Annotated in this window: 35 protein-coding genes; 2 read left to right on the top strand and 33 right to left on the bottom strand. The window is 45.4% G+C overall.

What is annotated here, in order from left to right; translation table 11 throughout:
* Positions 1-216 precede the first annotated feature (216 nt).
* Both C7123_RS06875 and C7123_RS06870 read left to right on the top strand, forming a co-directional pair.
* A complete protein-coding gene (locus C7123_RS06875) occupies positions 217-465 on the top strand; it encodes a PI-PLC domain-containing protein (protein ID WP_037982191.1) in 249 nt (82 codons plus the stop codon).
* The gene (locus C7123_RS06870) at positions 455-793 is read left to right on the top strand and encodes a type II toxin-antitoxin system RelE/ParE family toxin (RefSeq protein ID WP_069176231.1); all 339 of its coding nucleotides are present in this window, start codon (positions 455-457) and stop codon (positions 791-793) included. The genes C7123_RS06875 and C7123_RS06870 overlap by 11 nt, the downstream gene beginning before the upstream one ends.
* Before the next feature lie 145 nt (positions 794-938).
* Here the strand turns inward: C7123_RS06870 and rplQ are convergent, their stop codons facing one another.
* The 33 genes from rplQ to rpsL all read right to left on the bottom strand — a co-directional run bounded on the left by rplQ (position 939) and on the right by rpsL (position 19,443).
* Positions 939-1,415, bottom strand: coding sequence for a 50S ribosomal protein L17 (rplQ, locus tag C7123_RS06865; RefSeq protein ID WP_069176230.1), 477 nt, complete (start codon positions 1,413-1,415; stop codon positions 939-941).
* 5 nt (positions 1,416-1,420) lie between these two features.
* Positions 1,421-2,584 carry a DNA-directed RNA polymerase subunit alpha gene (gene rpoA / locus C7123_RS06860; protein ID WP_037982185.1) on the bottom strand — a complete coding sequence of 388 codons (1,164 nt, stop codon included), beginning with the start codon at positions 2,582-2,584 and terminating at the stop codon, positions 1,421-1,423.
* Between the two features lie 7 nt (positions 2,585-2,591).
* Positions 2,592-3,197: a 30S ribosomal protein S4 gene (rpsD, locus tag C7123_RS06855; RefSeq protein ID WP_037982183.1), complete on the bottom strand. Its 606-nt coding sequence runs from the start codon at positions 3,195-3,197 to the stop codon at positions 2,592-2,594.
* A gap of 170 nt (positions 3,198-3,367) precedes the next feature.
* Positions 3,368-3,757: a 30S ribosomal protein S11 gene (gene rpsK, locus C7123_RS06850; RefSeq protein ID WP_037982180.1), complete on the bottom strand. Its 390-nt coding sequence runs from the start codon at positions 3,755-3,757 to the stop codon at positions 3,368-3,370.
* A gap of 12 nt (positions 3,758-3,769) precedes the next feature.
* Entirely contained in the window at positions 3,770-4,150 is a 381-nt protein-coding gene (gene rpsM / locus C7123_RS06845) for a 30S ribosomal protein S13 (protein ID WP_037982177.1), read from the bottom strand.
* A 54-nt stretch (positions 4,151-4,204) separates the two neighbouring features.
* A complete protein-coding gene (gene ykgO, locus C7123_RS06840) occupies positions 4,205-4,321 on the bottom strand; it encodes a type B 50S ribosomal protein L36 (RefSeq protein WP_083206999.1) in 117 nt (38 codons plus the stop codon).
* A gap of 232 nt (positions 4,322-4,553) precedes the next feature.
* Complete coding sequence (gene infA, locus C7123_RS06835) at positions 4,554-4,772, bottom strand: translation initiation factor IF-1 (protein ID WP_014224918.1); 219 nt, start codon at positions 4,770-4,772, stop codon at positions 4,554-4,556.
* 8 nt (positions 4,773-4,780) lie between these two features.
* Entirely contained in the window at positions 4,781-5,563 is a 783-nt protein-coding gene (gene map, locus C7123_RS06830; protein ID WP_038010820.1) for a type I methionyl aminopeptidase, read from the bottom strand.
* Position 5,564: 1 nt separating this feature from the next.
* Complete coding sequence (gene secY / locus C7123_RS06825; RefSeq protein ID WP_037982173.1) at positions 5,565-6,905, bottom strand: preprotein translocase subunit SecY; 1,341 nt, start codon at positions 6,903-6,905, stop codon at positions 5,565-5,567.
* 3 nt (positions 6,906-6,908) lie between these two features.
* Positions 6,909-7,379: a 50S ribosomal protein L15 gene (gene rplO, locus C7123_RS06820; RefSeq protein WP_037982171.1), complete on the bottom strand. Its 471-nt coding sequence runs from the start codon at positions 7,377-7,379 to the stop codon at positions 6,909-6,911.
* A 47-nt stretch (positions 7,380-7,426) separates the two neighbouring features.
* Entirely contained in the window at positions 7,427-7,603 is a 177-nt protein-coding gene (gene rpmD, locus C7123_RS06815) for a 50S ribosomal protein L30 (RefSeq protein WP_037986392.1), read from the bottom strand.
* A 15-nt stretch (positions 7,604-7,618) separates the two neighbouring features.
* Positions 7,619-8,134 carry a 30S ribosomal protein S5 gene (rpsE, locus tag C7123_RS06810; protein WP_069176456.1) on the bottom strand — a complete coding sequence of 172 codons (516 nt, stop codon included), beginning with the start codon at positions 8,132-8,134 and terminating at the stop codon, positions 7,619-7,621.
* Between the two features lie 5 nt (positions 8,135-8,139).
* A complete protein-coding gene (gene rplR / locus C7123_RS06805) occupies positions 8,140-8,484 on the bottom strand; it encodes a 50S ribosomal protein L18 (protein WP_037986394.1) in 345 nt (114 codons plus the stop codon).
* Positions 8,485-8,507: 23 nt separating this feature from the next.
* Complete coding sequence (gene rplF, locus C7123_RS06800) at positions 8,508-9,059, bottom strand: 50S ribosomal protein L6 (RefSeq protein WP_037982168.1); 552 nt, start codon at positions 9,057-9,059, stop codon at positions 8,508-8,510.
* Positions 9,060-9,075: 16 nt separating this feature from the next.
* Positions 9,076-9,471 (bottom strand): 30S ribosomal protein S8, encoded by a 396-nt coding sequence (rpsH, locus tag C7123_RS06795; protein ID WP_037982167.1) that lies wholly within the window; start codon positions 9,469-9,471, stop codon positions 9,076-9,078.
* 50 nt (positions 9,472-9,521) lie between these two features.
* Positions 9,522-9,791 carry a 30S ribosomal protein S14 gene (gene rpsN / locus C7123_RS06790; RefSeq protein ID WP_037982166.1) on the bottom strand — a complete coding sequence of 90 codons (270 nt, stop codon included), beginning with the start codon at positions 9,789-9,791 and terminating at the stop codon, positions 9,522-9,524.
* Positions 9,791-10,354: a 50S ribosomal protein L5 gene (gene rplE / locus C7123_RS06785; protein WP_069176229.1), complete on the bottom strand. Its 564-nt coding sequence runs from the start codon at positions 10,352-10,354 to the stop codon at positions 9,791-9,793. The genes rpsN and rplE overlap by 1 nt, the downstream gene beginning before the upstream one ends.
* A complete protein-coding gene (gene rplX / locus C7123_RS06780; protein ID WP_069176455.1) occupies positions 10,354-10,671 on the bottom strand; it encodes a 50S ribosomal protein L24 in 318 nt (105 codons plus the stop codon). The genes rplE and rplX overlap by 1 nt, the downstream gene beginning before the upstream one ends.
* A 20-nt stretch (positions 10,672-10,691) precedes the next feature.
* Positions 10,692-11,057, bottom strand: coding sequence for a 50S ribosomal protein L14 (rplN, locus tag C7123_RS06775; RefSeq protein ID WP_037982163.1), 366 nt, complete (start codon positions 11,055-11,057; stop codon positions 10,692-10,694).
* A gap of 1 nt (position 11,058) precedes the next feature.
* Entirely contained in the window at positions 11,059-11,316 is a 258-nt protein-coding gene (gene rpsQ, locus C7123_RS06770) for a 30S ribosomal protein S17 (protein ID WP_037982162.1), read from the bottom strand.
* Position 11,317: 1 nt separating this feature from the next.
* On the bottom strand, positions 11,318-11,521 hold the full coding sequence (rpmC, locus tag C7123_RS06765) for a 50S ribosomal protein L29 (RefSeq protein ID WP_069176228.1): 204 nt from the start codon (positions 11,519-11,521) through the stop codon (positions 11,318-11,320).
* A gap of 5 nt (positions 11,522-11,526) precedes the next feature.
* Positions 11,527-11,961, bottom strand: coding sequence for a 50S ribosomal protein L16 (gene rplP / locus C7123_RS06760; protein ID WP_037982160.1), 435 nt, complete (start codon positions 11,959-11,961; stop codon positions 11,527-11,529).
* Between the two features lie 18 nt (positions 11,962-11,979).
* Positions 11,980-12,735, bottom strand: a complete 756-nt coding sequence (gene rpsC / locus C7123_RS06755) for a 30S ribosomal protein S3 (protein WP_069176227.1) — start codon at positions 12,733-12,735, stop codon at positions 11,980-11,982.
* A 6-nt stretch (positions 12,736-12,741) separates the two neighbouring features.
* On the bottom strand, positions 12,742-13,185 hold the full coding sequence (gene rplV, locus C7123_RS06750) for a 50S ribosomal protein L22 (RefSeq protein WP_069176226.1): 444 nt from the start codon (positions 13,183-13,185) through the stop codon (positions 12,742-12,744).
* Positions 13,186-13,208: 23 nt separating this feature from the next.
* Positions 13,209-13,475: a 30S ribosomal protein S19 gene (rpsS, locus tag C7123_RS06745; RefSeq protein ID WP_083206998.1), complete on the bottom strand. Its 267-nt coding sequence runs from the start codon at positions 13,473-13,475 to the stop codon at positions 13,209-13,211.
* A gap of 19 nt (positions 13,476-13,494) precedes the next feature.
* Entirely contained in the window at positions 13,495-14,319 is an 825-nt protein-coding gene (gene rplB, locus C7123_RS06740) for a 50S ribosomal protein L2 (RefSeq protein ID WP_083206997.1), read from the bottom strand.
* Positions 14,320-14,328: 9 nt separating this feature from the next.
* A complete protein-coding gene (rplW, locus tag C7123_RS06735; RefSeq protein WP_069176454.1) occupies positions 14,329-14,622 on the bottom strand; it encodes a 50S ribosomal protein L23 in 294 nt (97 codons plus the stop codon).
* A 12-nt stretch (positions 14,623-14,634) separates the two neighbouring features.
* Positions 14,635-15,264, bottom strand: a complete 630-nt coding sequence (gene rplD / locus C7123_RS06730) for a 50S ribosomal protein L4 (RefSeq protein ID WP_069176225.1) — start codon at positions 15,262-15,264, stop codon at positions 14,635-14,637.
* Positions 15,265-15,268: 4 nt separating this feature from the next.
* Positions 15,269-15,886, bottom strand: coding sequence for a 50S ribosomal protein L3 (gene rplC / locus C7123_RS06725; RefSeq protein ID WP_069176224.1), 618 nt, complete (start codon positions 15,884-15,886; stop codon positions 15,269-15,271).
* A 22-nt stretch (positions 15,887-15,908) separates the two neighbouring features.
* Positions 15,909-16,214, bottom strand: coding sequence for a 30S ribosomal protein S10 (rpsJ, locus tag C7123_RS06720; RefSeq protein WP_037982147.1), 306 nt, complete (start codon positions 16,212-16,214; stop codon positions 15,909-15,911).
* 17 nt (positions 16,215-16,231) lie between these two features.
* Entirely contained in the window at positions 16,232-18,358 is a 2,127-nt protein-coding gene (gene fusA / locus C7123_RS06715; protein ID WP_069176223.1) for an elongation factor G, read from the bottom strand.
* A gap of 21 nt (positions 18,359-18,379) precedes the next feature.
* Positions 18,380-18,856 carry a 30S ribosomal protein S7 gene (gene rpsG, locus C7123_RS06710; RefSeq protein ID WP_037982141.1) on the bottom strand — a complete coding sequence of 159 codons (477 nt, stop codon included), beginning with the start codon at positions 18,854-18,856 and terminating at the stop codon, positions 18,380-18,382.
* 170 nt (positions 18,857-19,026) lie between these two features.
* Positions 19,027-19,443 carry a 30S ribosomal protein S12 gene (gene rpsL, locus C7123_RS06705; RefSeq protein ID WP_069176222.1) on the bottom strand — a complete coding sequence of 139 codons (417 nt, stop codon included), beginning with the start codon at positions 19,441-19,443 and terminating at the stop codon, positions 19,027-19,029.
* Positions 19,444-20,111: the final 668 nt, after the last annotated feature.

Genomic DNA, 20,111 nt, shown 5'->3' with positions numbered 1-20,111 from the left:
GGGTGGAGGTAGGGGCGTATTGCATACGCCCCATAGAACACCTCGCAAAGGGCGTATGATCAGGAGACCGGGTACATGTGGGGCGTATGCAATACGCCCCTACCCTACCGGCAGGAGAGGCAGGACACAAAAGCAGAAAAATACCGCCCAAGGAATGGACTGACATCGCCCCCATTCACGGATCTTTGCGGCTACTAATCATCACATCGAATCATTATGGCAACAGTTAATTTACAGACGGAGCAGAACGACATCATCCGTCGTGTGCTCAACATTGAGGATGCGAACATCCTTACGCAGATAAAGGATTTTATCACCGCACATGCGCCTGAGGACGACGATTACAGGCCGATGACCAAAGAGGAGATCATGGCTGAATTGAAAGAGGCATTCCTCGTAGCTAAAGCGGCACGGGAGGGAAAAGTCAAAGGTCGTCCGGTGGAGGAGTTTCTTAGTGAATTGTAAGGTTATCATCCTTCAGCCTTTCGAACGAGCATCAAAACGACTTCTCAAACGCTACAAATCATTGAGACATGACCTCATTCGACTGATCGCTGAATTGAAAGCCAACCCAATGCTGGGTGCTGATCTTGGCAATGGATTTCGGAAGGTGCGACTTGCTATTAAGTCGAAATCCTCGGGTAAGCGTGGTGGCGCACGTGTCATCACACTTACCATCCTATTCTCTACCGACGAGGCTGAGGTCGGTTTGCTCTATATCTATGACAAATCTGACCGCGCAAGCATTTCGATCAAAGAGCTGAACGCATTAAAGAGGGAAAGCGGGCTATAGTCTCTCCCCCCCCGGACATAACGAAGGCCGGAGCCCACTCCATTGTTTCAGGAATGTTGGCCCCGGCCTTATTGCTTCTGTCCGTCTCTAACGATGAAGGCGGGCAGATGGTCTATTAGCTATTATCATTCATCGAGGGGGGGAGTTACTCGGCTGCGCCCTCGGTGGTCTCGGCCTCGACGGTGGCATCAACGGCCGACTTCTTGCGCGAGCGACGTGTCCTTGTCGACTGCTTACGCGTCTTGGCGGTCTTGAGCATGTTCTCGTTATAGTCCACCAGCTCGATGAAGCACATGGCGGCATTATCGCCTTCGCGCAGCCCGGTCTTGATGATGCGGGTGTATCCTCCCGGCCGATCCATGACCTTGGACGAGATTTCGGTGAAGAGCTCCTTCACGGCATACTTGTCCTGCAACGAAGAAAAGACGATACGCTGCGAATGCACCGACGTGTCCTTCGACTTGGTGATCAGCGGCTCGATGTATTTCCTCAGCGACTTGGCCTTGGCTGTGGTCGTGAAGATGCGCTTGTGCTTGATCAGCGACGAGGCCATGTTCGCCAGCATCGCCTCGCGATGCGCCTTGGTACGCCCCAAATGATTTACTTTCTTGTTATGTCTCATCGTGTTTAGTCCTTATCTAATTTATACTTTGTAATGTCCATCCCGAACGACAGCTCGAGGCTATCCAACAGTTCGTCAAGCTCGGTGAGCGACTTCTTTCCGAAGTTGCGGAACTTCAGGAGGTCGCTCTTGTTGTACTGCACCAGCTCGCCGACCGTCTCTACGTTGGCCGACTTCAGGCAGTTGAGCGCCCGCACAGAGAGGTTCATGTCGGTCAGCTTCGTCTTGAGCAGCTGACGCATGCGGGCCAGCTCTTCGTCGAACTCTTCGTCCGTTCCACCGACTCCCGGCTGCTCGGGTGTCTCCACCGCGATGCGGTCGTCAGAGAAGAGCATGAAGTGATGGATCAAAATCTTGGCGGCCTCTCGCAAGGCGTCCTTAGGATGGATGGAGCCGTCCGTTTCGATCTCGAGGACGAGCTTTTCATAGTCCGTCTTCTGCTCGACACGGAAATTCTCGACCGTGTACTTTACGTTGCGAATCGGGGTGAAAATCGAGTCGATGGCGATCACTTGCACATCCGAATTGGATGGATCTCTATTCTCATCGGCCGGCACATAGCCACGGCCTTTGCTGAGCGTGAGTTCCATCTGGAAAGAAGTGCCCGGGGCAAGGTGACAGATCTCCATTTCGGGATTGAGCACCTCAAAGCCTGCCGGTTGCAGTGCACCGGCCTTCAGCACGTCCGTATCGGATACGTTGATCCAAACTTTCGGCAGGGCTTCCGGCTCGTCTTCCTCTTCGACGACTTCGTCTTCTCCAGCTTCTTCGGCCTCTTCTCCTTCGTCGTCGCCTTCTGTCTTCTTTTCTTCTTTTTCTTCCGGTGCCTTTTCAGCTTCTACCTCTTCGGTTTCCGCTTCTTCCTCCTCGTCATCCTCTTCGCTAAGAGGAGCTCCGAGGCATTTGAAGCGGACCTGCTTGAGGTTAAGGATGATGTTCGTCATGTCTTCCATCACCCCCGGAATCGTAGCAAACTCATGATCCACTCCTTCGATCTTCACCGACGAGAAGGCATAGCCCTCCAGTGAGGATAAAAGAATACGGCGTAACGCATTACCGATCGTGATACCGTAGCCCGGCTCCAAAGGACGAAACTCAAACTTCCCGAAGGTGCTGCTCGCCTCCAGCATCAATACTTTATCCGGTTTTTGAAATGCTAATATCGCCATGAGATCATTATTTAGAGTACAACTCGACGATCGACTGTTCCTTGATGTTTTCGGGGATATCCTCGCGGGCAGGTAAATGAAGCAGCTTGCCGCCCATCACGCTTTGATCCCACTCGATCCACAAATATTTGCCGTGATTGTATCCCGAGAGTGCGTCGCCGATCACCTCGAGCGACTTCGATTTCTCGCGTACGCTAACGATCTGACCCGGTTTTACGCTGTAGGAGGGAATGTTGACCACCTTACCGTCTACGACAACGTGGCGATGCAGCACCAACTGACGGGCAGCGGCACGCGTCTTGGCCAGTCCGAGGCGGAACACGATGTTGTCCAAACGGCACTCCAGCAGTTGCAGTAACACCTCACCGGTGATACCACGTGAGCGCGCCGCCTTCTCAAAGAGGTTGCGGAACTGGCGCTCGAGCACGCCGTAGGTGTATTTTGCTTTCTGCTTCTCGCGCAGCTGAATGCCGTATTCTGAGGTCTTGCGTCTGCGGTTGTTACCGTGCTGTCCGGGAGGATAATTCTTCTTCGACAGGGTCTTGTCAGCGCCGAATATAGGCTCGCCAAATTTGCGAGCGATCTTTGTTTTGGGTCCTGTATATCTTGCCATTTTCTTCTTTGTTTATTGAATTAGCAGCGCCGTGGTGAGGCGATTCCGGAGGGGGGGAACTGTTCAGCCGCGATTGCAGAGAGGGTTGTGAATAGTGCAATCTATCACGCCCCCTTTCCGAAAGCAGATTCTCACACGTCCGTGTGCTGCCATTCTGATCTCTCTGTCTGTTATACTTTCCTTCTTTTAGGCGGACGGCAACCATTATGTGGCAGCGGAGTCACGTCGATAATCTCCGCTACTTCGATGCCTGCACCGTGGATCGTACGAATAGCTGACTCACGGCCATTACCCGGACCTTTGATATACACTTTCACCTTACGTAGGCCCAAGTCATAGGCCACCTTTGCACAATCTTGCGCCGCCATCTGTGCGGCATACGGTGTGTTCTTTTTGGAGCTGCGGAAGCCCATTTTACCGGCTGACGACCAGCTGATAACCTGACCATCACTGTTGGTCAGCGACACGATGATATTGTTGAACGATGAGTGGATATGGGCTTCCCCAACGGCTTCCACTTTGACTTTCCGCTTCTTTGCTGCGACTACTTTCTTTGCCATTTCTACTGCTGATTATTTTGTGGCTTTCTTCTTGTTTGCAACCGTCTTCTTCTTGCCCTTGCGCGTGCGAGCATTGTTTTTCGTGCTCTGGCCTCTGACCGGAAGGCCGATGCGGTGACGTACTCCGCGATAGCAACCGATATCCATCAGACGCTTGATATTTAACTGCACCTCTGAGCGCAGGTCACCTTCGACCTTATATCCTTCACCGATCACCTCGCGGATCTTCGCCGCCTGATCATCGGTCCAGTCCTTGACCTTGATATTCTTATCAACGCCAGCTTTCGCTAAAATCGAGTTGGACGCACTCCGACCGATACCGAAAATATAGGTCAATGCGATTTCCCCTCTCTTGTCTTGTGGTAAGTCCACACCTACTATTCTTATCGCCATATTCGTTTATTAGTAATTTGTTCACTTCTCGTTTTACGCACACATACAGGTCTTTCAACCCTGCCGAACCTTAAATTTCGGGTTCTTCTTATTAATCAAATACAGACGCCCTTGACGACGCACGATCTTGCAATCCGGAGTCCGTTTCTTCAAAGAGGTTCTTACTTTCATCGTTCTATCTCGTTTTTATTTTAGAAGCTGTTCTGAAATCTATTGGATGATTGTTTTCAAGGAGCTGTTTGGGGGCGGACGATTCGACTCTTTCTATTTCGAGGCTCCAAGTCTGTTTTCAAACCTTGCTTTATCATCAATCCTCACATAGGCTCGCTGTGCCCGTGGAGAGATGATGAAAACAAAACAACCCGGAAACATCCTCCGAAATAATCACCAAACAGCTTCTTATTCACTTGTATCGGAATGATATCCGACCTTTCGATAAATCATAGGGAGACATTTCCACACGCACCTTATCACCGGGTAGAATCTTGATGTAATGCATTCGCATCTTCCCCGATATATGCGCCGTGATCTCATGCCCATTCTCCAGCTCGACGCGGAACATGGCATTCGATAATGCTTCCACGATGACGCCGTCCTGCTCTATTGCTGCTTGCTTAGCCATATGCTCGCTTATATCTCTTTACCTACTACTGCTTCTAAATACTCGAATGATGATAGAATAAGCGGGCCCTCAGGACGTATCGCAATGCAATGCTCAAAATGAGCTGAGCATTTGCGATCTTTTGTCCTTACGGTCCAGCCATCAGCCTCAAAGACGACGTTCTTACTTCCCTGATTGATCATCGGCTCGATACAAATGCACATGCCACTTTTTAAAAGTGGTCCACATCCTCGACGGCCATAATTCGGCACCTCCGGATCCTCGTGCATCTCTCGCCCGCAACCGTGTCCAACCAATTCGCGAACCACCGAATAGTTCTTCTTCTCACACCATTCCTGTACAGCATGGCTTATATCACCTACCCGACGGCCGACTTGTGCTTGTTCGATTCCCTTATAAAGGGCTTCTTTCGTTGTACGCAACAGATCCTTGACTGGTTCCGAAACGTTTCCAACACAAAACGTATAAGCTGAATCACCTACGAAGCCATTCAGCTTTGTTCCACAGTCTACCGATATAATATCTCCATCTTTCAGGATCACCTTATCAGACGGTATACCGTGTACCACATTCTCGTTTACCGAGGCACAAATCGAATTGGGAAAACCACCGTAACCTAAAAAGGCCGGCTCTGCCCCATGATCGCGAATGAACGTTTCGGCGATACGATCCAGTTGCAGGGTTGTAACTCCCGGTGCGATATGCTTAGCTAATTCACCGAGCGTCTTCCCCACCAACTGGTTCGCCTCGCGCATCAATTCTATCTCTTCATCCGTTTTGATGTATATCATATCAGTAGGCAGCTATAGCTCCTGTCCTTCCTTTAATACGGCCAGATTTTAACAAGCCGTCATAATGACGCATCAACAGATGACTCTCTATTTGCTGTAACGTATCGAGCACGACTCCGACCAAAATCAGCAATGAAGTTCCACCGAAGAATTGAGCGAAACCCTGACTGATTCCTAATATCCGTGCAAATGCAGGCATGATAGCGACAATGGCCAAAAAAATAGCCCCGGGGAATGTGATCCGGCTCATGATTTCGTCAAGATATTCCCTCGTAGCTCGTCCCGGCTTTATACCTGGGATAAAACCATTGTTGCGTTTCAAATCGTCCGCCATCTGCGTTGGATTAATCGTAATCGCGGTATAGAAATACGTGAATGCGATAATCAACAGTGCAAAGACGAAGTTGTACCAAAAGCCTGTATTATCCATAAAAGCTCGCATAAAAGAGCTATTCTCTCCGGAATTAGAGAATCCGGCAAGCGAGATCGGAATAAACATAATCGCCTGAGCAAAGATGATCGGCATCACATTCGCGGCATTTACTTTCAGAGGGATATATTGCCGTGCGCCACCGTACTGCTTATTGCCTATAATCCGCTTTGCATACTGCACGACCACTTTGCGTGTACCTTGCACCAACAGAATGGCGCCTGCCATCACAAGCAATAAAAACAGTATCTCAAACAGGAACATGACCAAACCTCCCGATTTTTCCGTCACACGCGAAGTAAACTCCTCAAAAAGTGAATGGGGTAATCGGGCGATAATACCGATCAAGATGATAAACGAAATACCATTGCCGATACCTTTATCCGTAATTCTCTCACCTAGCCATAGGACGAACATGCTTCCTCCGGCCATAATTATAGTAGAAGAAATTCTGAACCACCAATCGGTGGGCATACTGGCCCCTGCGCTCCGAAGCTGTACATTCAGATTCACCAAATAGGCCGATCCTTGAAGAATCAACACGATCACGGTAAGATAGCGTGTCCATTGGTTGATTTTTCTTCGCCCACTTTCACCTTCTCGCTGCATCTTCTGGAACGACGGAATCACAATTGCTGCCAACTGCATCACAATGGAGGCCGAGATATATGGCATAATTCCTAATGCAAAGATGGATGCATTTGAAAAGGCTCCTCCGGAAAACATATCCAATAGAGCCATCAAACCACCTCTGGTCTGTTCCCCAAGCGCAGTCAAGTCCTTCGGATCTATCCCGGGAAGTACGATATATGTTCCGAAACGATAGATAAGGACCAGAAGAAGCGTAATCAGAATACGCTTCCGCAGGTCTTCTATCTTCCAGATATTTTTAATCGTCTCAACTGCTCTCATAATCTATTCCGCTTTTTCGGACTTTCCGCCCAATTTGGAAACAGATCCTCCAAGTGTGATGATCGCATCTTCTGCTTTCTTAGAAAAAGCATGTGCCTCCACTTCAATCTTGGAAGTAAGTGTTCCCTTCGCCAAAATCTTGACCAATTGAGACGCAGAAATAAATCCGGCATTTCTCAATTCTTGCAAGCCAATATGAGTCAAGTTCTTTGACTCAGCTAATTCTTGTAGAGTAGAGAGATTGATAGCCTTATAAGATATGCGATTTATATTCTTGAAACCAAACTTAGGTAAGCGCCGTTGTATTGGCATCTGTCCACCCTCAAAGCCGATCTTGTGCTTATAGCCAGAACGAGATTTCGCTCCTTTATGACCTCTTGTAGAGGTTCCGCCCAAGCCAGATCCTGGGCCTCGCCCTATACGTTTTCTTGTCTTTACCGAGCCAGAAGCCGGTTTTAAGTTCGATAAGTTCATATCAATATGATTTTATAGGACGCCATCTTTAAGCATCCCTTTCATTACTATTCTTCAACTAAAACCAAATGCTTCACAACCTCTATCATTCCACGAATCGATGGACTGTCTTCATGTTCAACTACACGGTTCAGCTTCCTCAATCCCAAGGCATCCAAAGTTCTCTTCTGTACTTTGGGGCATTTGATCCTACTTCTGACTTGTTTTATCTTAATTGTTGCCATTTGACTGTTCTCGATTTATCCCTTAAAAACCTTCTCAATAGAGACGTTACGATTCTGAGCAACCATTACAGGACTTCTTAATTCATTCAAAGCCGCAATCGTAGCCTTTACTAAATTATGAGGATTTGATGAGCCTTTGGATTTAGCCAACACGTCTGTTACACCAACACTTTCTAAAACAGCACGCATTGCACCTCCTGCCTTCACTCCAGTACCATGAGTGGCAGGCTTAATAATCACCTCAGCTCCACCAAATTTAGCAGTTTGTTCGTGAGGGATCGTACCTTTATGAATGGGTATTCTGATAAGATTCTTTTTGGCAGACTCTGTGCCTTTCGCTATAGCTGTAGTCACTTCACTGGCTTTTCCTAAGCCCCAGCCAATTACGCCGTCTTCATTTCCGACCACAACAATCGCTGCAAAACTAAACGTGCGACCACCCTTAGTTACTTTTGTTACACGATTGATTGCGACCAAACGATCCTTCAAATCTAAATCACTAGTCGATTTTACTCTATTGTTTACTGCCATTTCCTTCAAAATTTAAGACCGCCTCTCCGAGCAGCATCCGCTAATTCTTTTACTCTACCATGATACAAGTATCCATTACGATCAAAAACGACCGCATGCACTCCTGCCTCTTGTGCATTTTTAGCAATGGTCTCACCGACTTTCGCCGCAATCTCCTTTTTTGGACCGCCATCAATTACCTTTAAGGATGAAGCCGCAGCCAATGTTTTCCCTGTCGTATCATCTATCACTTGCGCATAAATCTGCTTATTACTTCTGAAGACAGTCAAACGTGGACACTCTGAGGTCCCGGATACTTTATTCCGTATACTTTGCTTTATTCTTAAGCGCCTTGCTTCTTTCGTTACCATTTTTACCTACTCCTTTCGTTGCTTTACTTCGCTGCAGATTTACCTGATTTTCTACGGATCTCTTCACCCATAAACTTGATACCTTTGCCCTTATATGGCTCTGGCATCCGGAAAGATCGAATTTTCGCACAGATTTGACCAAGCAACTGTTTATCAGCCGACTCTAAAATGATCATTGGGCTCTGGTTGCGTTCAGATTTCGTTTCGACCTTCACTTCTTGAGGCAATTGAAGATAAATGTTGTGCGTATAACCTAAGGACAGATCTAAAATCTGACCATTATTCGCCACGCGATAACCAACCCCCACTAATACAAGTTGTTTCTTATATCCCTCAGAAACGCCTACAACCATATTATGTATTAAAGCACGATACAGACCATGCAGTGCTCGATGCTCTTTAGCATCGGTAGGTCTTTCAACTTTTAATATTCCATTCTCAAGAGAAACCTTAATATCCGAGTTTACCCTTTGAGAAAGCTCTCCCTTCGGACCTTTGACCGTAACAAGATCATCTTTTATTGTAACGGCTACACCACTTGGAACCTCTATGGGTAATTTCCCAATTCTAGACATTACTAACCTCCTCCTATCAATAAACGTAGCACAAAACCTCACCACCGATTTTCTGTTCGCTGGCTTCCTTGTTAGTCATCACTCCCTTAGAAGTAGAAAGAATCGCTATGCCCAAACCATTTAAAACTCTTGGCATATTTCTATAACCTACATAGCGACGTAAACCAGGAGAAGAAACGCGATCTAATCTTTTAATCGCATTCACCTTGTTTACAGCATCATATTTTAAAGCAATTTTAATCGTGCCTTGTACCCCTTCATCCATAAATTTGAAATTGAGGATATAGCCTTTCTCAAAAAGAATCTTTGTGATTTCTTTTTTCAAGTTTGATGCAGGCACCTCAACAACACGGTGCCGAGCTTTTATTGCATTTCGCAATCTAGTCAAATAATCTGCAATGGGATCTGTCATATCTCGTTTAAATTAATCCAGCGAATCTGGACAATATTTGTCACTCTCTTTTACCAACTAGCCTTCTTTACACCAGGGATTAATCCATGCGAAGCCATCTCACGAAACTGAATACGCGAGATACCAAATTGACGCATATACCCCTTAGGCCGTCCCGTTATTTTACAACGATTGTGTAGACGAACAGGTGAAGCATTTTTAGGGATCGCCTGCAAGGCCTCATAATTCCCTTCTTTCTTCAACTGCGCACGTTTAGCAGCATACTTAGCCACTAATTTTGCCCGTTTCATTTCACGAGCTTTCATTGATTCCTTCGCCATTACGCTTGATTCTTTTTGATATTTCTAAAAGGCAGCCCAAATTCACGAAGAAGAGCAAACCCTTCTTCATCCGTCTTCGCAGAAGTTACGAAAGTGATATTCATTCCCAATATCTTTGTGATATTATCGATATTTATCTCTGGGAAGATAATCTGCTCCTCGATGCCTAAAGTGTAATTTCCTCTGCCATCAAGTTTGCTCTCGATGCCTCTAAAATCCCTGATACGTGGTAAAGCAACACGTATCAAACGCTCTAAAAATTCATACATCCTATCATGGCGGAGAGTAACCATCACACCAATAGGCATCTTCTTACGAAGTTTGAAGTTTGAAATATCTTTCTTCGAATAAGTAGCAATAGCTTTTTGGCCCGTAATAAGAGATAGCTCATCAATTGCGACATCAATGATTTTCTTATCAGCCGTAGCCATCCCCAGCCCCTGATTGATCACAATTTTCTTCAGTACAGGAACCTGCATCACTGAGGAGTAGTCAAATTCTTTCTTTAGAGCTGGGACAATTCTCTCTCTATAATCTTGTTTTACTGTAGCAATCGCACCCATTACTTTATTTCCTCTCCTGATCTTTTCATATAACGGACTAATTTCCCATTCACCTCTTTACGACCAATACGCGAAGGCTTTCCACTCTTTGGATCCAACAAATTCAAATTAGAAATATGAATCGAAGCCTCCTTTGTAACACGGCCTCCCTGAGGATTTTGCGCATTAGGTTTTGTATGTTTCGTTACAATATTGATACCCTCTACAACCGCTCTATTCTCTTTCACAAGGACTTCCAGAATACGCCCAGTCTTTCCTTTATCTTCTCCTGTATTTACGTATACGGTATCCCCTTTCTTTACATGTAACTTACTCATTGCATCAATTCCTTTATAAATCACAGCACCTCTGGTGCTAATGAAACAATCTTCATATTAGCTCCACGCAGCTCACGAGCAACAGGTCCAAAAATACGGCTTCCCCTAATTTCCCCAGCCTGATTAAGCAATACACATGCATTATCATCGAAACGAATATAAGAACCGTCTTGACGACGGATCTCTTTTTTCGTCCGTACAATAATCGCCTTTGAGACTGCCCCTTTTTTCATATCACTCGAAGGGATTACACTCTTCACCGTTACAACTATAATATCGCCAACGGTAGCATAGCGTTTACGCGTACCTCCTAAAACACGGATGCAGAGGGCTTCTTTAGCCCCACTATTATCGGCTACTACTAATCTTGTCTCCTGCTGTATCATATCATTTTGCCCTTTCTATGATCTGAACCAAACGCCATCTTTTCGTCTTACTCAACGGACGCGTCTCCATAATTCTTACAGTATCACCCTCATTACATTCGTTCCTCTCGTCATGGGCATGATATTTCTTTGTCTTATTGACAAACTTGCCATAAATGGGATGCTTCTCTTTCCATCGTACAGCAACAGTAATGCTCTTATCCATCTTGTTGCTAAAGACTATCCCTGTCCTTTCTTTTCTCAAGTTTCTTGTTCCCATATCAAACCTTATTGTCATTCAATTCACGTTGACGCAACTCCGTATTTAATCTAGCAATAGAACGACGCTGTTCCTTAATAGCAGAGGGATTGTCCAGCGGCGAAATACTATGATTAATCCTATTCTGATTAAGAGAAGAGCTTTCCGCATCAATCCTTTCATGCAGCTCTTTAATGCTCAACTCTCTTATTTCTTTTATCTTCATAACATTTATGCCATTTCATTCTGCATATCATAATCATGACGAACAACAAACTTCGTCGTTACCGGAAGCTTCTGAGCAGCCAAACGCAATGCTTCCTTTGCGATTTCAAAAGACACTCCTTCTACTTCAAAGATAAGACGTCCCGGTGTAATCGAAGCTACAAATCCTTCCGGATTTCCTTTTCCTTTACCCATACGTACGTCTAACGGCTTCTTTGTAATCGGTTTATCTGGAAAGATGCGAACCCAAACCTGCCCCTGACGCTGCATATGTCTTGTAACAGCAATACGCGCGGCTTCAATTTGTCTACCAGTAATCCATTTTGTTCCTAATGACTTGATGCCAAATGAACCAAAAGCTAACTGGTTACCTCGTTGCGCACAACCCTTTGCGCGCCCCTTCTGAGACCTCCTGTATTTAGTTTTCTTCGGTTGTAACATAATCCTGTCTTATTCAAATTAACGACTAATCCTATCTCTATCCCTTCTTCTATATGATTTACCTCCACGGTTATCGCGTCTCACACCGCCATCTCCTGCACGGCGTGCAAAATCCCGAGGTGTAGAAAAAGAGGGAGCTAGATCCTTTTTGCCGTATATCTCTCCACGACAAATCCAAACCTTAACACCGATCAGACCAACCTTTGTCAAGGCTTCAGCCAATGCATAATCGATATCCGCCCGAAACGTGTGGAGAGGTGTACGACCTTCCTTATACATTTCTGAACGCGCCATTTCGGCACCATTTAACCGTCCTGAAACCTGTATCTTAATTCCTTCCGCTCCCATCCTCATGGTCGAAGCTATTGCCATCTTAATGGCACGGCGATACGCAATCTTTCCTTCTAGCTGACGAGCAATATTATTAGCGACAATCACGGCATCCAATTCCGGACGTTTTACCTCAAAGATGTTAATCTGCACATCTTTATCTGTGACTTTCTTTAACTCCTCTTTCAGCTTATCCACTTCTGCACCAGCCTTACCTATAATGATACCTGGACGCGAAGTACACACTGTGATCGTTACAAGTTTCAACGTGCGCTCAATAACAATCCGTGATACACTTGCTTTAGCCAGACGGGTATTCAGATAACTGCGGATTTTACTATCTTCCAGCAATGTATCTCCATAGCTATTACCCCCATACCAGTTAGAATCCCAACCTCGAATAATACCTAAACGATTACTAATCGGATTTATTTTCTGTCCCATCTATTCTTAATTTTGATCGTCCTTATTCTTATCACTTACACTCAACACCTTAGAGGCCATATTCTTTGTATCAACGAACAATGTTATGTGATTCGAACGTTTCCTAATGCGGAAACCTCTTCCTTGGGGAGCGGGACGCATACGTTTAAGGGTCGTCGCAGCATCTACATTTACAGATGCAACAAATAGTTCTCCGCTTTCAGCTCGACGTTCATTTTTTTGTTCCCAATTAGCGATAGCTGAACGAAGAAGCTTTTCCACCGGTATCGCAGCATCTTTATTTGAGAATCTCAATACACCTAATGCTCTGAATACTTCCATACCACGAATTGTATCAACGATCAAGCGCATCTTACGAGGCGAACTAGGCACATTTCGCAACTTAGCAAAAGAGACATTCTTCAGGGACTCTTTTCTGGCGTCTGCTGATACCTTCTTTCTCTTGCCCATTCTATATTTACCTTTCTATTATTTTACTTCTTACTCCCGGCATGTCCTCGAAATATACGTGTCGGTGAGAATTCTCCCAATTTGTGTCCTACCATATTTTCGGTAATAAACACTGGTATAAACTTATTCCCATTATGGACAGCTATAGTATGCCCTACAAAATCAGGAGATATCATTGATGCTCGTGCCCACGTTTTTACTACAGCTTTTTTGCCCGATTCATTCATGACCAAGATTTTCTTCTCCAATTTAATGTTGATATATGGACCTTTTTTTAGCGAACGACTCATATTCTCTCAATTAATCAGTTTATTTCTTTCTTCTCTCAATGATATACTTAGAGGATGCTTTTTGAGGAGCTCTTGTTTTTAGTCCCTTTGCATATAAGCCCTTACGAGAACGAGGAAGACCTCCTGAAGCACGTCCTTCACCACCACCCATCGGGTGATCTACCGGATTCATTACAACACCACGATTATGCGGACGACGTCCCAACCATCTTGAACGTCCAGCCTTCCCTGATTTTTCAAGAGCATGATCAGAATTTCCCACGCTTCCCACCGTAGCCTTACATGCAGAAAGTATTCGCCGAGTTTCACCTGAAGGCATCTTTATGACCGTATAAGTCCCTTCTTTTGATGTTAATTGTGCAAATGCACCTGCGGAACGAACCAACTTAGCCCCTTGCCCAGGACGAAGTTCTATGTTATGAATAATCGTGCCGACCGGAATATTTTGCATAGGCAACGAATTTCCTATCTCAGGAGGCGCATCTTTTCCAGACATTACTGTCTGACCAACCTCCAAGCCGTTTGGTGCCACGATATATCGTTTATCTCCATCGGCATAATACAGCAACGCAATACGAGAGGTCCTATTAGGATCGTATTCTATAGATCTTACTGTTGCCGGAACACCATCTTTATTTCTCTTAAAATCAATAAGACGAAAACGACGTTTATGCCCTCCACCGATATAACGCATAGTCATTTTACCAGTGTTATTTCGTCCTCCTGTTTTCTTCTTACCTACAACAAGAGACTTCTCCGGTGTACTTGCGGTAATCTTATCAAATGCACCAATAACCTTATGCCTCTGCCCTGGTGATGTGGGCTTTAATTTACGTATACCCATTTTTCTCTATTAAATATTCGCAAAGAAGTCAATCACCTCTCCCTCTTTTAATGAAACGATTGCCTTTTTATAAGCAGATTGCTTACCATTGATAACGCCAGATCTCGTATAACGGCTCTTTCGTTTACCGAAATAGTTCATCGTATTTACGCTCTCTACACTCACCTTATACATTTCCTCAACGGCCCTCTTAATTTCTAATTTATTCGCGTCAGGAGTCACATAAAATCCATAGCGATTTGGCCTTTTTTCTGTGATTAGAGTTTGCTTTTCTGTTAATATCGGCTTAATAATTAATCCCATCATTTCGCCTCCTTACGCATTTAAAAGTTGTTCAACCACTGCTATCGATCTCTCTGTAAACACAAGAGCCGCAGCATCCATTACCCGATAAGTATTTAATTCTGAGACATTCATCACCCTAGTCTGGGATAGATTACGTGCCGACAGATAAATAGCACGATTGTTCTCTGGAAGCACGAACAACATTTTCTTGCCCTCTAACTTTAAATCCTTCACTATCGCTATGAACTCCTTAGTTTTCGGAACATCCATCGTAAAATCCTCGACAATCATAATTGCATTGTCTTTTGCTTTATGAGAAAGAGCTGATCTACGTGCTAGAAGCTTTACCTTCTTATTTAGCTTAAAACTATAATCGCGCGGTCTCGGGCCAAAAACACGCCCACCACCTACAAGTACAGGAGAATTAATATCCCCTCTACGAGCTCCTCCACCACCTTTTTGGCGGATAAGTTTACGCGTACTTCCAGAGACCTCACTCCTTTCCTTTGATTTATGTGTCCCTTGACGATTGTTAGCCATATATTGTTTTACATCCAAATAGATGGCGTGGTCACTCGGTTCGATACCAAATACAGCGTCACTTAATTCTACGGTTCTACCAGTATCTTCTCCTCTTCTATTCAATACGCTCAGTATCATACACTCACTTCTCTATTAATACGATTGAACCTTTCGCTCCCGGAATAGAACCTTTCACTAGCAGAAGGTTATTCTCCGGAAGGATCTTGATCACTTCCAAATTTTGGACAGTTACACGAACATTGCCCATCTGCCCTCCCATACGTGTACCTTTAAACACCTTTGCTGGATAAGAACAGGCACCGATACTACCTGGCTTACGAGCACGATTATGCTGTCCGTGTGTACTCTGACCTACACCACCAAATCCATGACGTTTAACGACTCCTTGAAAACCCTTCCCTTTAGAAGTACCGACGACGTCTACATATGTTGTGTCATTCAAGAAATCCACTGTGAGTACATCGCCAAGCTTATACTCAGCGCTGAAATTTTTGAACTCAGCCAAGTATCTTTGTGGAGCTACACCCGCTTTCTTGAAATGGCCAGCTTCCGGCTTTGTCGTATGCTTTTCTTTCTTCTCTTGAAAGCCCAACTGAATTGCCTCGTAGCCGTCATTCTCTACGGTTTTTATTTGCGTAACTACACAAGGACCTACTTCGATAACAGTACATGGAAGATTCTTTCCCTCGGTACTGAAAATGGATGTCATTCCGATTTTTTTTCCTAACAATCCCGGCATTTCGCTTATCTATTAAACTATTTCACACTCTTATTTCAACCTCTACACCACTGGGGAGCTCTAGTTTCATCAACGCATCTACCGTCTTCGCAGTTGAACTATAGATGTCAATCAAACGCTTATACGAAGAAAGTTCAAACTGCTCACGCGACTTTTTGTTAACGAAAGTCGAGCGATTCACGGTAAAAATCCGCTTATGTGTTGGCAAGGGGATAGGGCCGCTTACTACGGCCCCGGTAGCCTTTACTGTCTTCACAATCTTCTCTGACGATTTATCAACTAAAGAATAATCGTAAGACTTTAATTTTATTCTGATTTTTTGGCTCATATCGCTATGTTACTATATTATTTAATCAAATCGACCCGACCTTGCACCTCTGTCAGCACTTGCTTGGCAATTGATGGGGATACCTGGGCATAGTGAGAGAATTGCATAGACGATGTTGCACGACCAGAGGTGATAGTACGCAAAGCTGTCACATAGCCAAAGGTCTCAGCTAACGGCACCTTTGCTTTTACGATGCGAGTGCCCGTACGGCTTGACTCCATACCCTCGACTTGTCCACGACGCTTGTTTAAGTCGCCAATCACATCTCCCATATTTTCCTCTGGAGTAACAACCTCCAGCTTCATAATGGGTTCCATAAGAACAGGAGCCGCCTTCTCTGATGCATTCTTGAAGGCCTGAATAGCACATATCTCGAATGACAATTGGTCAGAGTCCACCGGATGGAAAGAGCCATCTATCAACGTCACCTTCATGCTATCCAATGGATAACCCGCCAGTACACCGTTAGTCATTGCCTTCTCAAAACCTTTTTGCACGGATGGAATGAACTCTTTGGGAACGTTTCCACCTTTCACTTCATCCACAAATTGCAAGTGGCCTTCAAAATCAGGATCAGCAGGCTCGAGACGCACAATGATATCAGCAAATTTACCACGACCACCTGTCTGCTTCTTGTAAACTTCACGCAGCTCAACCGGCTTTGTGATAGCCTCCTTATACGATACAAGTGGGCGTCCCTGATTACATTCAACTTTAAACTCACGGCGCAAGCGATCGATAATAATTTCAAGATGGAGCTCGCCCATACCGCGAATAACGGTTTGTCCCGTCTCTTCATTCGTCTCTACACGGAATGTTGGATCTTCTTCCGCCAACTTGGCTAAGCCTACTCCCAATTTATCAAGATCCTTCTGTGTCTTAGGCTCAACCGCAACACCTATAACTGGATCGGGAAATTCGATTGATTCGAGAGTAATCGGATGGTTTTCGTCGCAAAGTGTATCACCTGTACGTATATCCTTGAAACCGACACCAGCTCCAATATCTCCACAACCAATTTTTTCCATTGGATTCTGTTTGTTCGAGTGCATTTGGAACAAACGAGAGATACGCTCCTTCTTGTCAGAGCGTGTATTCAAAACATACGACCCCGCTATTACCACTCCAGAATATACGCGGAAATAGCACAAACGCCCCACATAAGGATCCGTTGCAATCTTAAATGCCAGTGCTGTCAAGGGCTCTTCAGGAAGAGGTTTACGCTCAATTACGACCTCTGAATTGCGCGGATCATGTCCTGTCACTGCCGGTGTATCCGCCGGGCTAGGCAAGTACGCACAAACAGCGTCAAGCAGAGTCTGCACACCTTTATTCTTAAAAGAAGACCCACATATCATCGGGTTGATCTTCATTGACAACGTCCCCTTGCGAATAGCAGCACGAATTTCGTCTTCAGTAATCTTCGACGGATCATCGAAATACTTCTCCATCACCGCATCATCGAATTCCGCAATGGTTTCCAGCATCTTGTCACGCCATTCTTGCGCCTCAGCTTGTAAATCAGCCGAAATCTCATCGATTTCATACTCGGCGCCCATCGTCTCGTCGTGCCAATAGATCGCCTTCATCGTTACCAAATCAACGACGCCTTTAAAACTTTCTTCCGCACCAATCGGTATTTGAATCGGACAAGGTGTAGCACCCAGCACGTCATGCACCTGACGTACCACTTCAAAGAAGTTGGCACCCGAACGATCCATTTTGTTCACATATCCGATACGAGGCACATTGTATTTATCGGCTTGACGCCATACCGTCTCCGACTGTGGCTCAACCCCACCTACAGCACAAAACGCTGCTACGGCTCCGTCTAAGATACGTAGAGAACGCTCCACCTCAACGGTAAAGTCTACGTGTCCGGGGGTATCAATCAAATTAATTTTGTACTTCTCCTTATTGTAGTTCCAGAAAGTCGTAGTAGCAGCAGACGTAATCGTGATTCCTCGCTCCTGTTCCTGCGCCATCCAGTCCATCGTAGCGGCACCATCGTGCACCTCACCGATCTTGTGTGTTAGACCTGTGTAAAAAAGAATACGTTCCGATGTCGTTGTTTTCCCAGCATCGATATGCGCCATGATGCCGATATTCCGTGTATATTTCAGTATTTCGTCAGCCTTACTCATCTTCTTTTTTATTGCTCATTGTTAGAAACGGAAATAGGCAAACGCACGGTTGGCTTCAGCCATGCGGTGCATGTCTTCCTTACGCTTGAATGCGCCACCTTGACTATTGAACGCATCGACAATCTCGGCACTCAGCTTCTCCGACATCGACTTTCCCCCGCGTTTGCGAGCGTACTCTATTAAATTTTTCATTGAAATGGACTCCTTACGATCCGGGCGGATCTCAGTAGGAACCTGAAATGTAGCTCCGCCTACTCGGCGAGACTTCACTTCTACTTGCGGGGTTATATTTTCGAGCGCCGCCTTCCAAATTTCGAGCGCTGACTTCTCTTCGTTTGGCATTTTTGCCTTCACGCGTTCCAATGCGGTATAAAAGATTTCGTACGACACTGTTTTCTTACCGTCGTACATCAGATGGTTTACAAACTTTGTAACCCGCACATCACCATAGACAGGATCCGGGAGGATCTGCCGTTTCTTTGGCTTTGATTTTCTCATTTGTCTTCAGAATTTTCGTTTTCGCGCTTGGTTGTTGATTCTTTATCCTGTCTTCAACGACTCCTCCGAGTCATTTACTCAACCCTCAATGTCATCAATCTCTATCTATCCCAATCACTCAAACCGATTATGAAATTTCGAACTCTTATATCTTCTCTCTCGCAGTGTACTTACTTCTTACCCTTCCCTGCGGTCTTTCCAGCCGAAGCAGCTCCCGGCTTCGGACGCTTAGCACCATACTTTGAACGCCGCTGCGTACGTCCTGCTACACCCGCTGTATCGAGCGTGCCACGAACAATATGATAGCGAACACCAGGCAGATCTTTCACACGGCCACCACGTACCATAACGATGGAGTGCTCTTGTAGGTTGTGCCCCTCACCCGGAATATAGGAGTTCACCTCCTTATGATTGGTCAAACGAACACGAGCCACTTTACGCATCGCAGAATTAGGCTTCTTCGGCGTGGTCGTATAGACGCGCACGCACACACCTCTTCGCTGCGGGCAGGCATCAAGAGCAGGAGACTTGCCCTTCACGACGAGTGACTCTCTGCCTTTTCTTACTAACTGTTGAATTGTAGGCATCTTTCTACTGTTTAAACACGTTTACGTTTTTTCTTATTCCAAATTCGGGTGGCAAAGATACGCGCTATTTTCTATCTCGCAAATGGAGACATGAAATGAATTTGGGTTTCAAGGCATTCCGTGTTGCAAGAACATAGATAGCGAGGGATGGGAAACGACGTATTTGGGAGGGGCAAGATAGTTTTCGTAACGCCCTCATTCTCGACAAAGGGACAACTCGCGAGGGAAAACTCTGGGGTATTTCTGAGAGGTGTATTTCGATTGATCTTGGTTGCATTCGATCGAGATGTTTGTTTCCCATGTTACGAAATGCGGATTCGGCGAAAGAAAATGAGGATCCTTATCCCGGAAAGATGTCTTTGATAGAGCGCTGTAACGGCCAAAGTGCTTTTGGGAGCTTGCAAGATTGTTGCAAGCGCCAAAAACCACTTTTTCCCCGTGGCAACAGTCTTGCAAGCACCAAAAAGCACTTTTTCCTCGTTGCAACAATGTTGCAAGCATTTCCAAAGGCGTTTGGGTCATCGTGTAGCTTCCGTAGAAACTTTCTTGCTGGCTTTATTCCTACATCGAACTCACGTTACGAAGGGCCTAATGAGATCTTGATGGGGTTTCTGCGTTTGGATAAGAGGAGGACAGGAGGAGCGAAGCGGCTTCACACTATCACGGAT

Origin of the sequence: Tannerella serpentiformis (assembly GCF_003033925.1) — a bacterium.
GTDB classification, from domain to species: Bacteria; Bacteroidota; Bacteroidia; order Bacteroidales; family Tannerellaceae; genus Tannerella; species Tannerella serpentiformis.
Note: the sequence above shows the minus strand (reverse complement) of the source record. Positions and strands in the feature narration are given on the sequence as shown.

What these genes read in the sequence shown, in the direction of transcription:
- rpsQ (WP_037982162.1), bottom strand. Translation starts at nt 11,316, where the DNA reads ATGGGAACAAGAAACTTGAGAAAAGAAAGGACAGGGATAGTCTTTAGC.
- rpsD (WP_037982183.1), bottom strand. Translation starts at nt 3,197, where the DNA reads ATGGCAAGATATACAGGACCCAAAACAAAGATCGCTCGCAAATTTGGC.
- rpmD (WP_037986392.1), bottom strand. Translation starts at nt 7,603, where the DNA reads ATGGCAACAATTAAGATAAAACAAGTCAGAAGTAGGATCAAATGCCCC.
- rplB (WP_083206997.1), bottom strand. Translation starts at nt 14,319, where the DNA reads ATGGGTATACGTAAATTAAAGCCCACATCACCAGGGCAGAGGCATAAG.
- rplR (WP_037986394.1), bottom strand. Translation starts at nt 8,484, where the DNA reads ATGGTAACGAAAGAAGCAAGGCGCTTAAGAATAAAGCAAAGTATACGG.
- rpsL (WP_069176222.1), bottom strand. Translation starts at nt 19,443, where the DNA reads ATGCCTACAATTCAACAGTTAGTAAGAAAAGGCAGAGAGTCACTCGTC.
- rplE (WP_069176229.1), bottom strand. Translation starts at nt 10,354, where the DNA reads ATGGGTGCGATTGCTACAGTAAAACAAGATTATAGAGAGAGAATTGTC.
- ykgO (WP_083206999.1), bottom strand. Translation starts at nt 4,321, where the DNA reads ATGAAAGTAAGAACCTCTTTGAAGAAACGGACTCCGGATTGCAAGATC.
- rplX (WP_069176455.1), bottom strand. Translation starts at nt 10,671, where the DNA reads ATGAGTAAGTTACATGTAAAGAAAGGGGATACCGTATACGTAAATACA.
- infA (WP_014224918.1), bottom strand. Translation starts at nt 4,772, where the DNA reads ATGGCTAAGCAAGCAGCAATAGAGCAGGACGGCGTCATCGTGGAAGCA.
- rpsJ (WP_037982147.1), bottom strand. Translation starts at nt 16,214, where the DNA reads ATGAGCCAAAAAATCAGAATAAAATTAAAGTCTTACGATTATTCTTTA.
- rpsC (WP_069176227.1), bottom strand. Translation starts at nt 12,735, where the DNA reads ATGGGACAGAAAATAAATCCGATTAGTAATCGTTTAGGTATTATTCGA.
- rpsN (WP_037982166.1), bottom strand. Translation starts at nt 9,791, where the DNA reads ATGGCGAAGGAATCAATGAAAGCTCGTGAAATGAAACGGGCAAAATTA.
- rplD (WP_069176225.1), bottom strand. Translation starts at nt 15,264, where the DNA reads ATGATACTGAGCGTATTGAATAGAAGAGGAGAAGATACTGGTAGAACC.
- rplC (WP_069176224.1), bottom strand. Translation starts at nt 15,886, where the DNA reads ATGCCGGGATTGTTAGGAAAAAAAATCGGAATGACATCCATTTTCAGT.
- rplF (WP_037982168.1), bottom strand. Translation starts at nt 9,059, where the DNA reads ATGTCTAGAATTGGGAAATTACCCATAGAGGTTCCAAGTGGTGTAGCC.
- rpsM (WP_037982177.1), bottom strand. Translation starts at nt 4,150, where the DNA reads ATGGCGATAAGAATAGTAGGTGTGGACTTACCACAAGACAAGAGAGGG.
- rpoA (WP_037982185.1), bottom strand. Translation starts at nt 2,584, where the DNA reads ATGGCGATATTAGCATTTCAAAAACCGGATAAAGTATTGATGCTGGAG.
- C7123_RS06875 (WP_037982191.1), top strand. Translation starts at nt 217, where the DNA reads ATGGCAACAGTTAATTTACAGACGGAGCAGAACGACATCATCCGTCGT.
- rplV (WP_069176226.1), bottom strand. Translation starts at nt 13,185, where the DNA reads ATGGGCAAGAGAAAGAAGGTATCAGCAGACGCCAGAAAAGAGTCCCTG.
- rplQ (WP_069176230.1), bottom strand. Translation starts at nt 1,415, where the DNA reads ATGAGACATAACAAGAAAGTAAATCATTTGGGGCGTACCAAGGCGCAT.
- rplW (WP_069176454.1), bottom strand. Translation starts at nt 14,622, where the DNA reads ATGGGATTAATTATTAAGCCGATATTAACAGAAAAGCAAACTCTAATC.
- rpsK (WP_037982180.1), bottom strand. Translation starts at nt 3,757, where the DNA reads ATGGCAAAGAAAGTAGTCGCAGCAAAGAAGCGGAAAGTCAAAGTGGAA.
- rpsS (WP_083206998.1), bottom strand. Translation starts at nt 13,475, where the DNA reads ATGAGTCGTTCGCTAAAAAAAGGTCCATATATCAACATTAAATTGGAG.
- rpsG (WP_037982141.1), bottom strand. Translation starts at nt 18,856, where the DNA reads ATGAGAAAATCAAAGCCAAAGAAACGGCAGATCCTCCCGGATCCTGTC.
- secY (WP_037982173.1), bottom strand. Translation starts at nt 6,905, where the DNA reads ATGAGAGCAGTTGAGACGATTAAAAATATCTGGAAGATAGAAGACCTG.
- fusA (WP_069176223.1), bottom strand. Translation starts at nt 18,358, where the DNA reads ATGAGTAAGGCTGACGAAATACTGAAATATACACGGAATATCGGCATC.
- rplP (WP_037982160.1), bottom strand. Translation starts at nt 11,961, where the DNA reads ATGTTACAACCGAAGAAAACTAAATACAGGAGGTCTCAGAAGGGGCGC.
- rpmC (WP_069176228.1), bottom strand. Translation starts at nt 11,521, where the DNA reads ATGAAGATAAAAGAAATAAGAGAGTTGAGCATTAAAGAGCTGCATGAA.
- map (WP_038010820.1), bottom strand. Translation starts at nt 5,563, where the DNA reads ATGATATACATCAAAACGGATGAAGAGATAGAATTGATGCGCGAGGCG.
- rplO (WP_037982171.1), bottom strand. Translation starts at nt 7,379, where the DNA reads ATGAACTTATCGAACTTAAAACCGGCTTCTGGCTCGGTAAAGACAAGA.
- rplN (WP_037982163.1), bottom strand. Translation starts at nt 11,057, where the DNA reads ATGATACAGCAGGAGACAAGATTAGTAGTAGCCGATAATAGTGGGGCT.
- rpsH (WP_037982167.1), bottom strand. Translation starts at nt 9,471, where the DNA reads ATGACAGATCCCATTGCAGATTATTTGACTAGATTGCGAAATGCAATA.
- rpsE (WP_069176456.1), bottom strand. Translation starts at nt 8,134, where the DNA reads ATGGCAGTAAACAATAGAGTAAAATCGACTAGTGATTTAGATTTGAAG.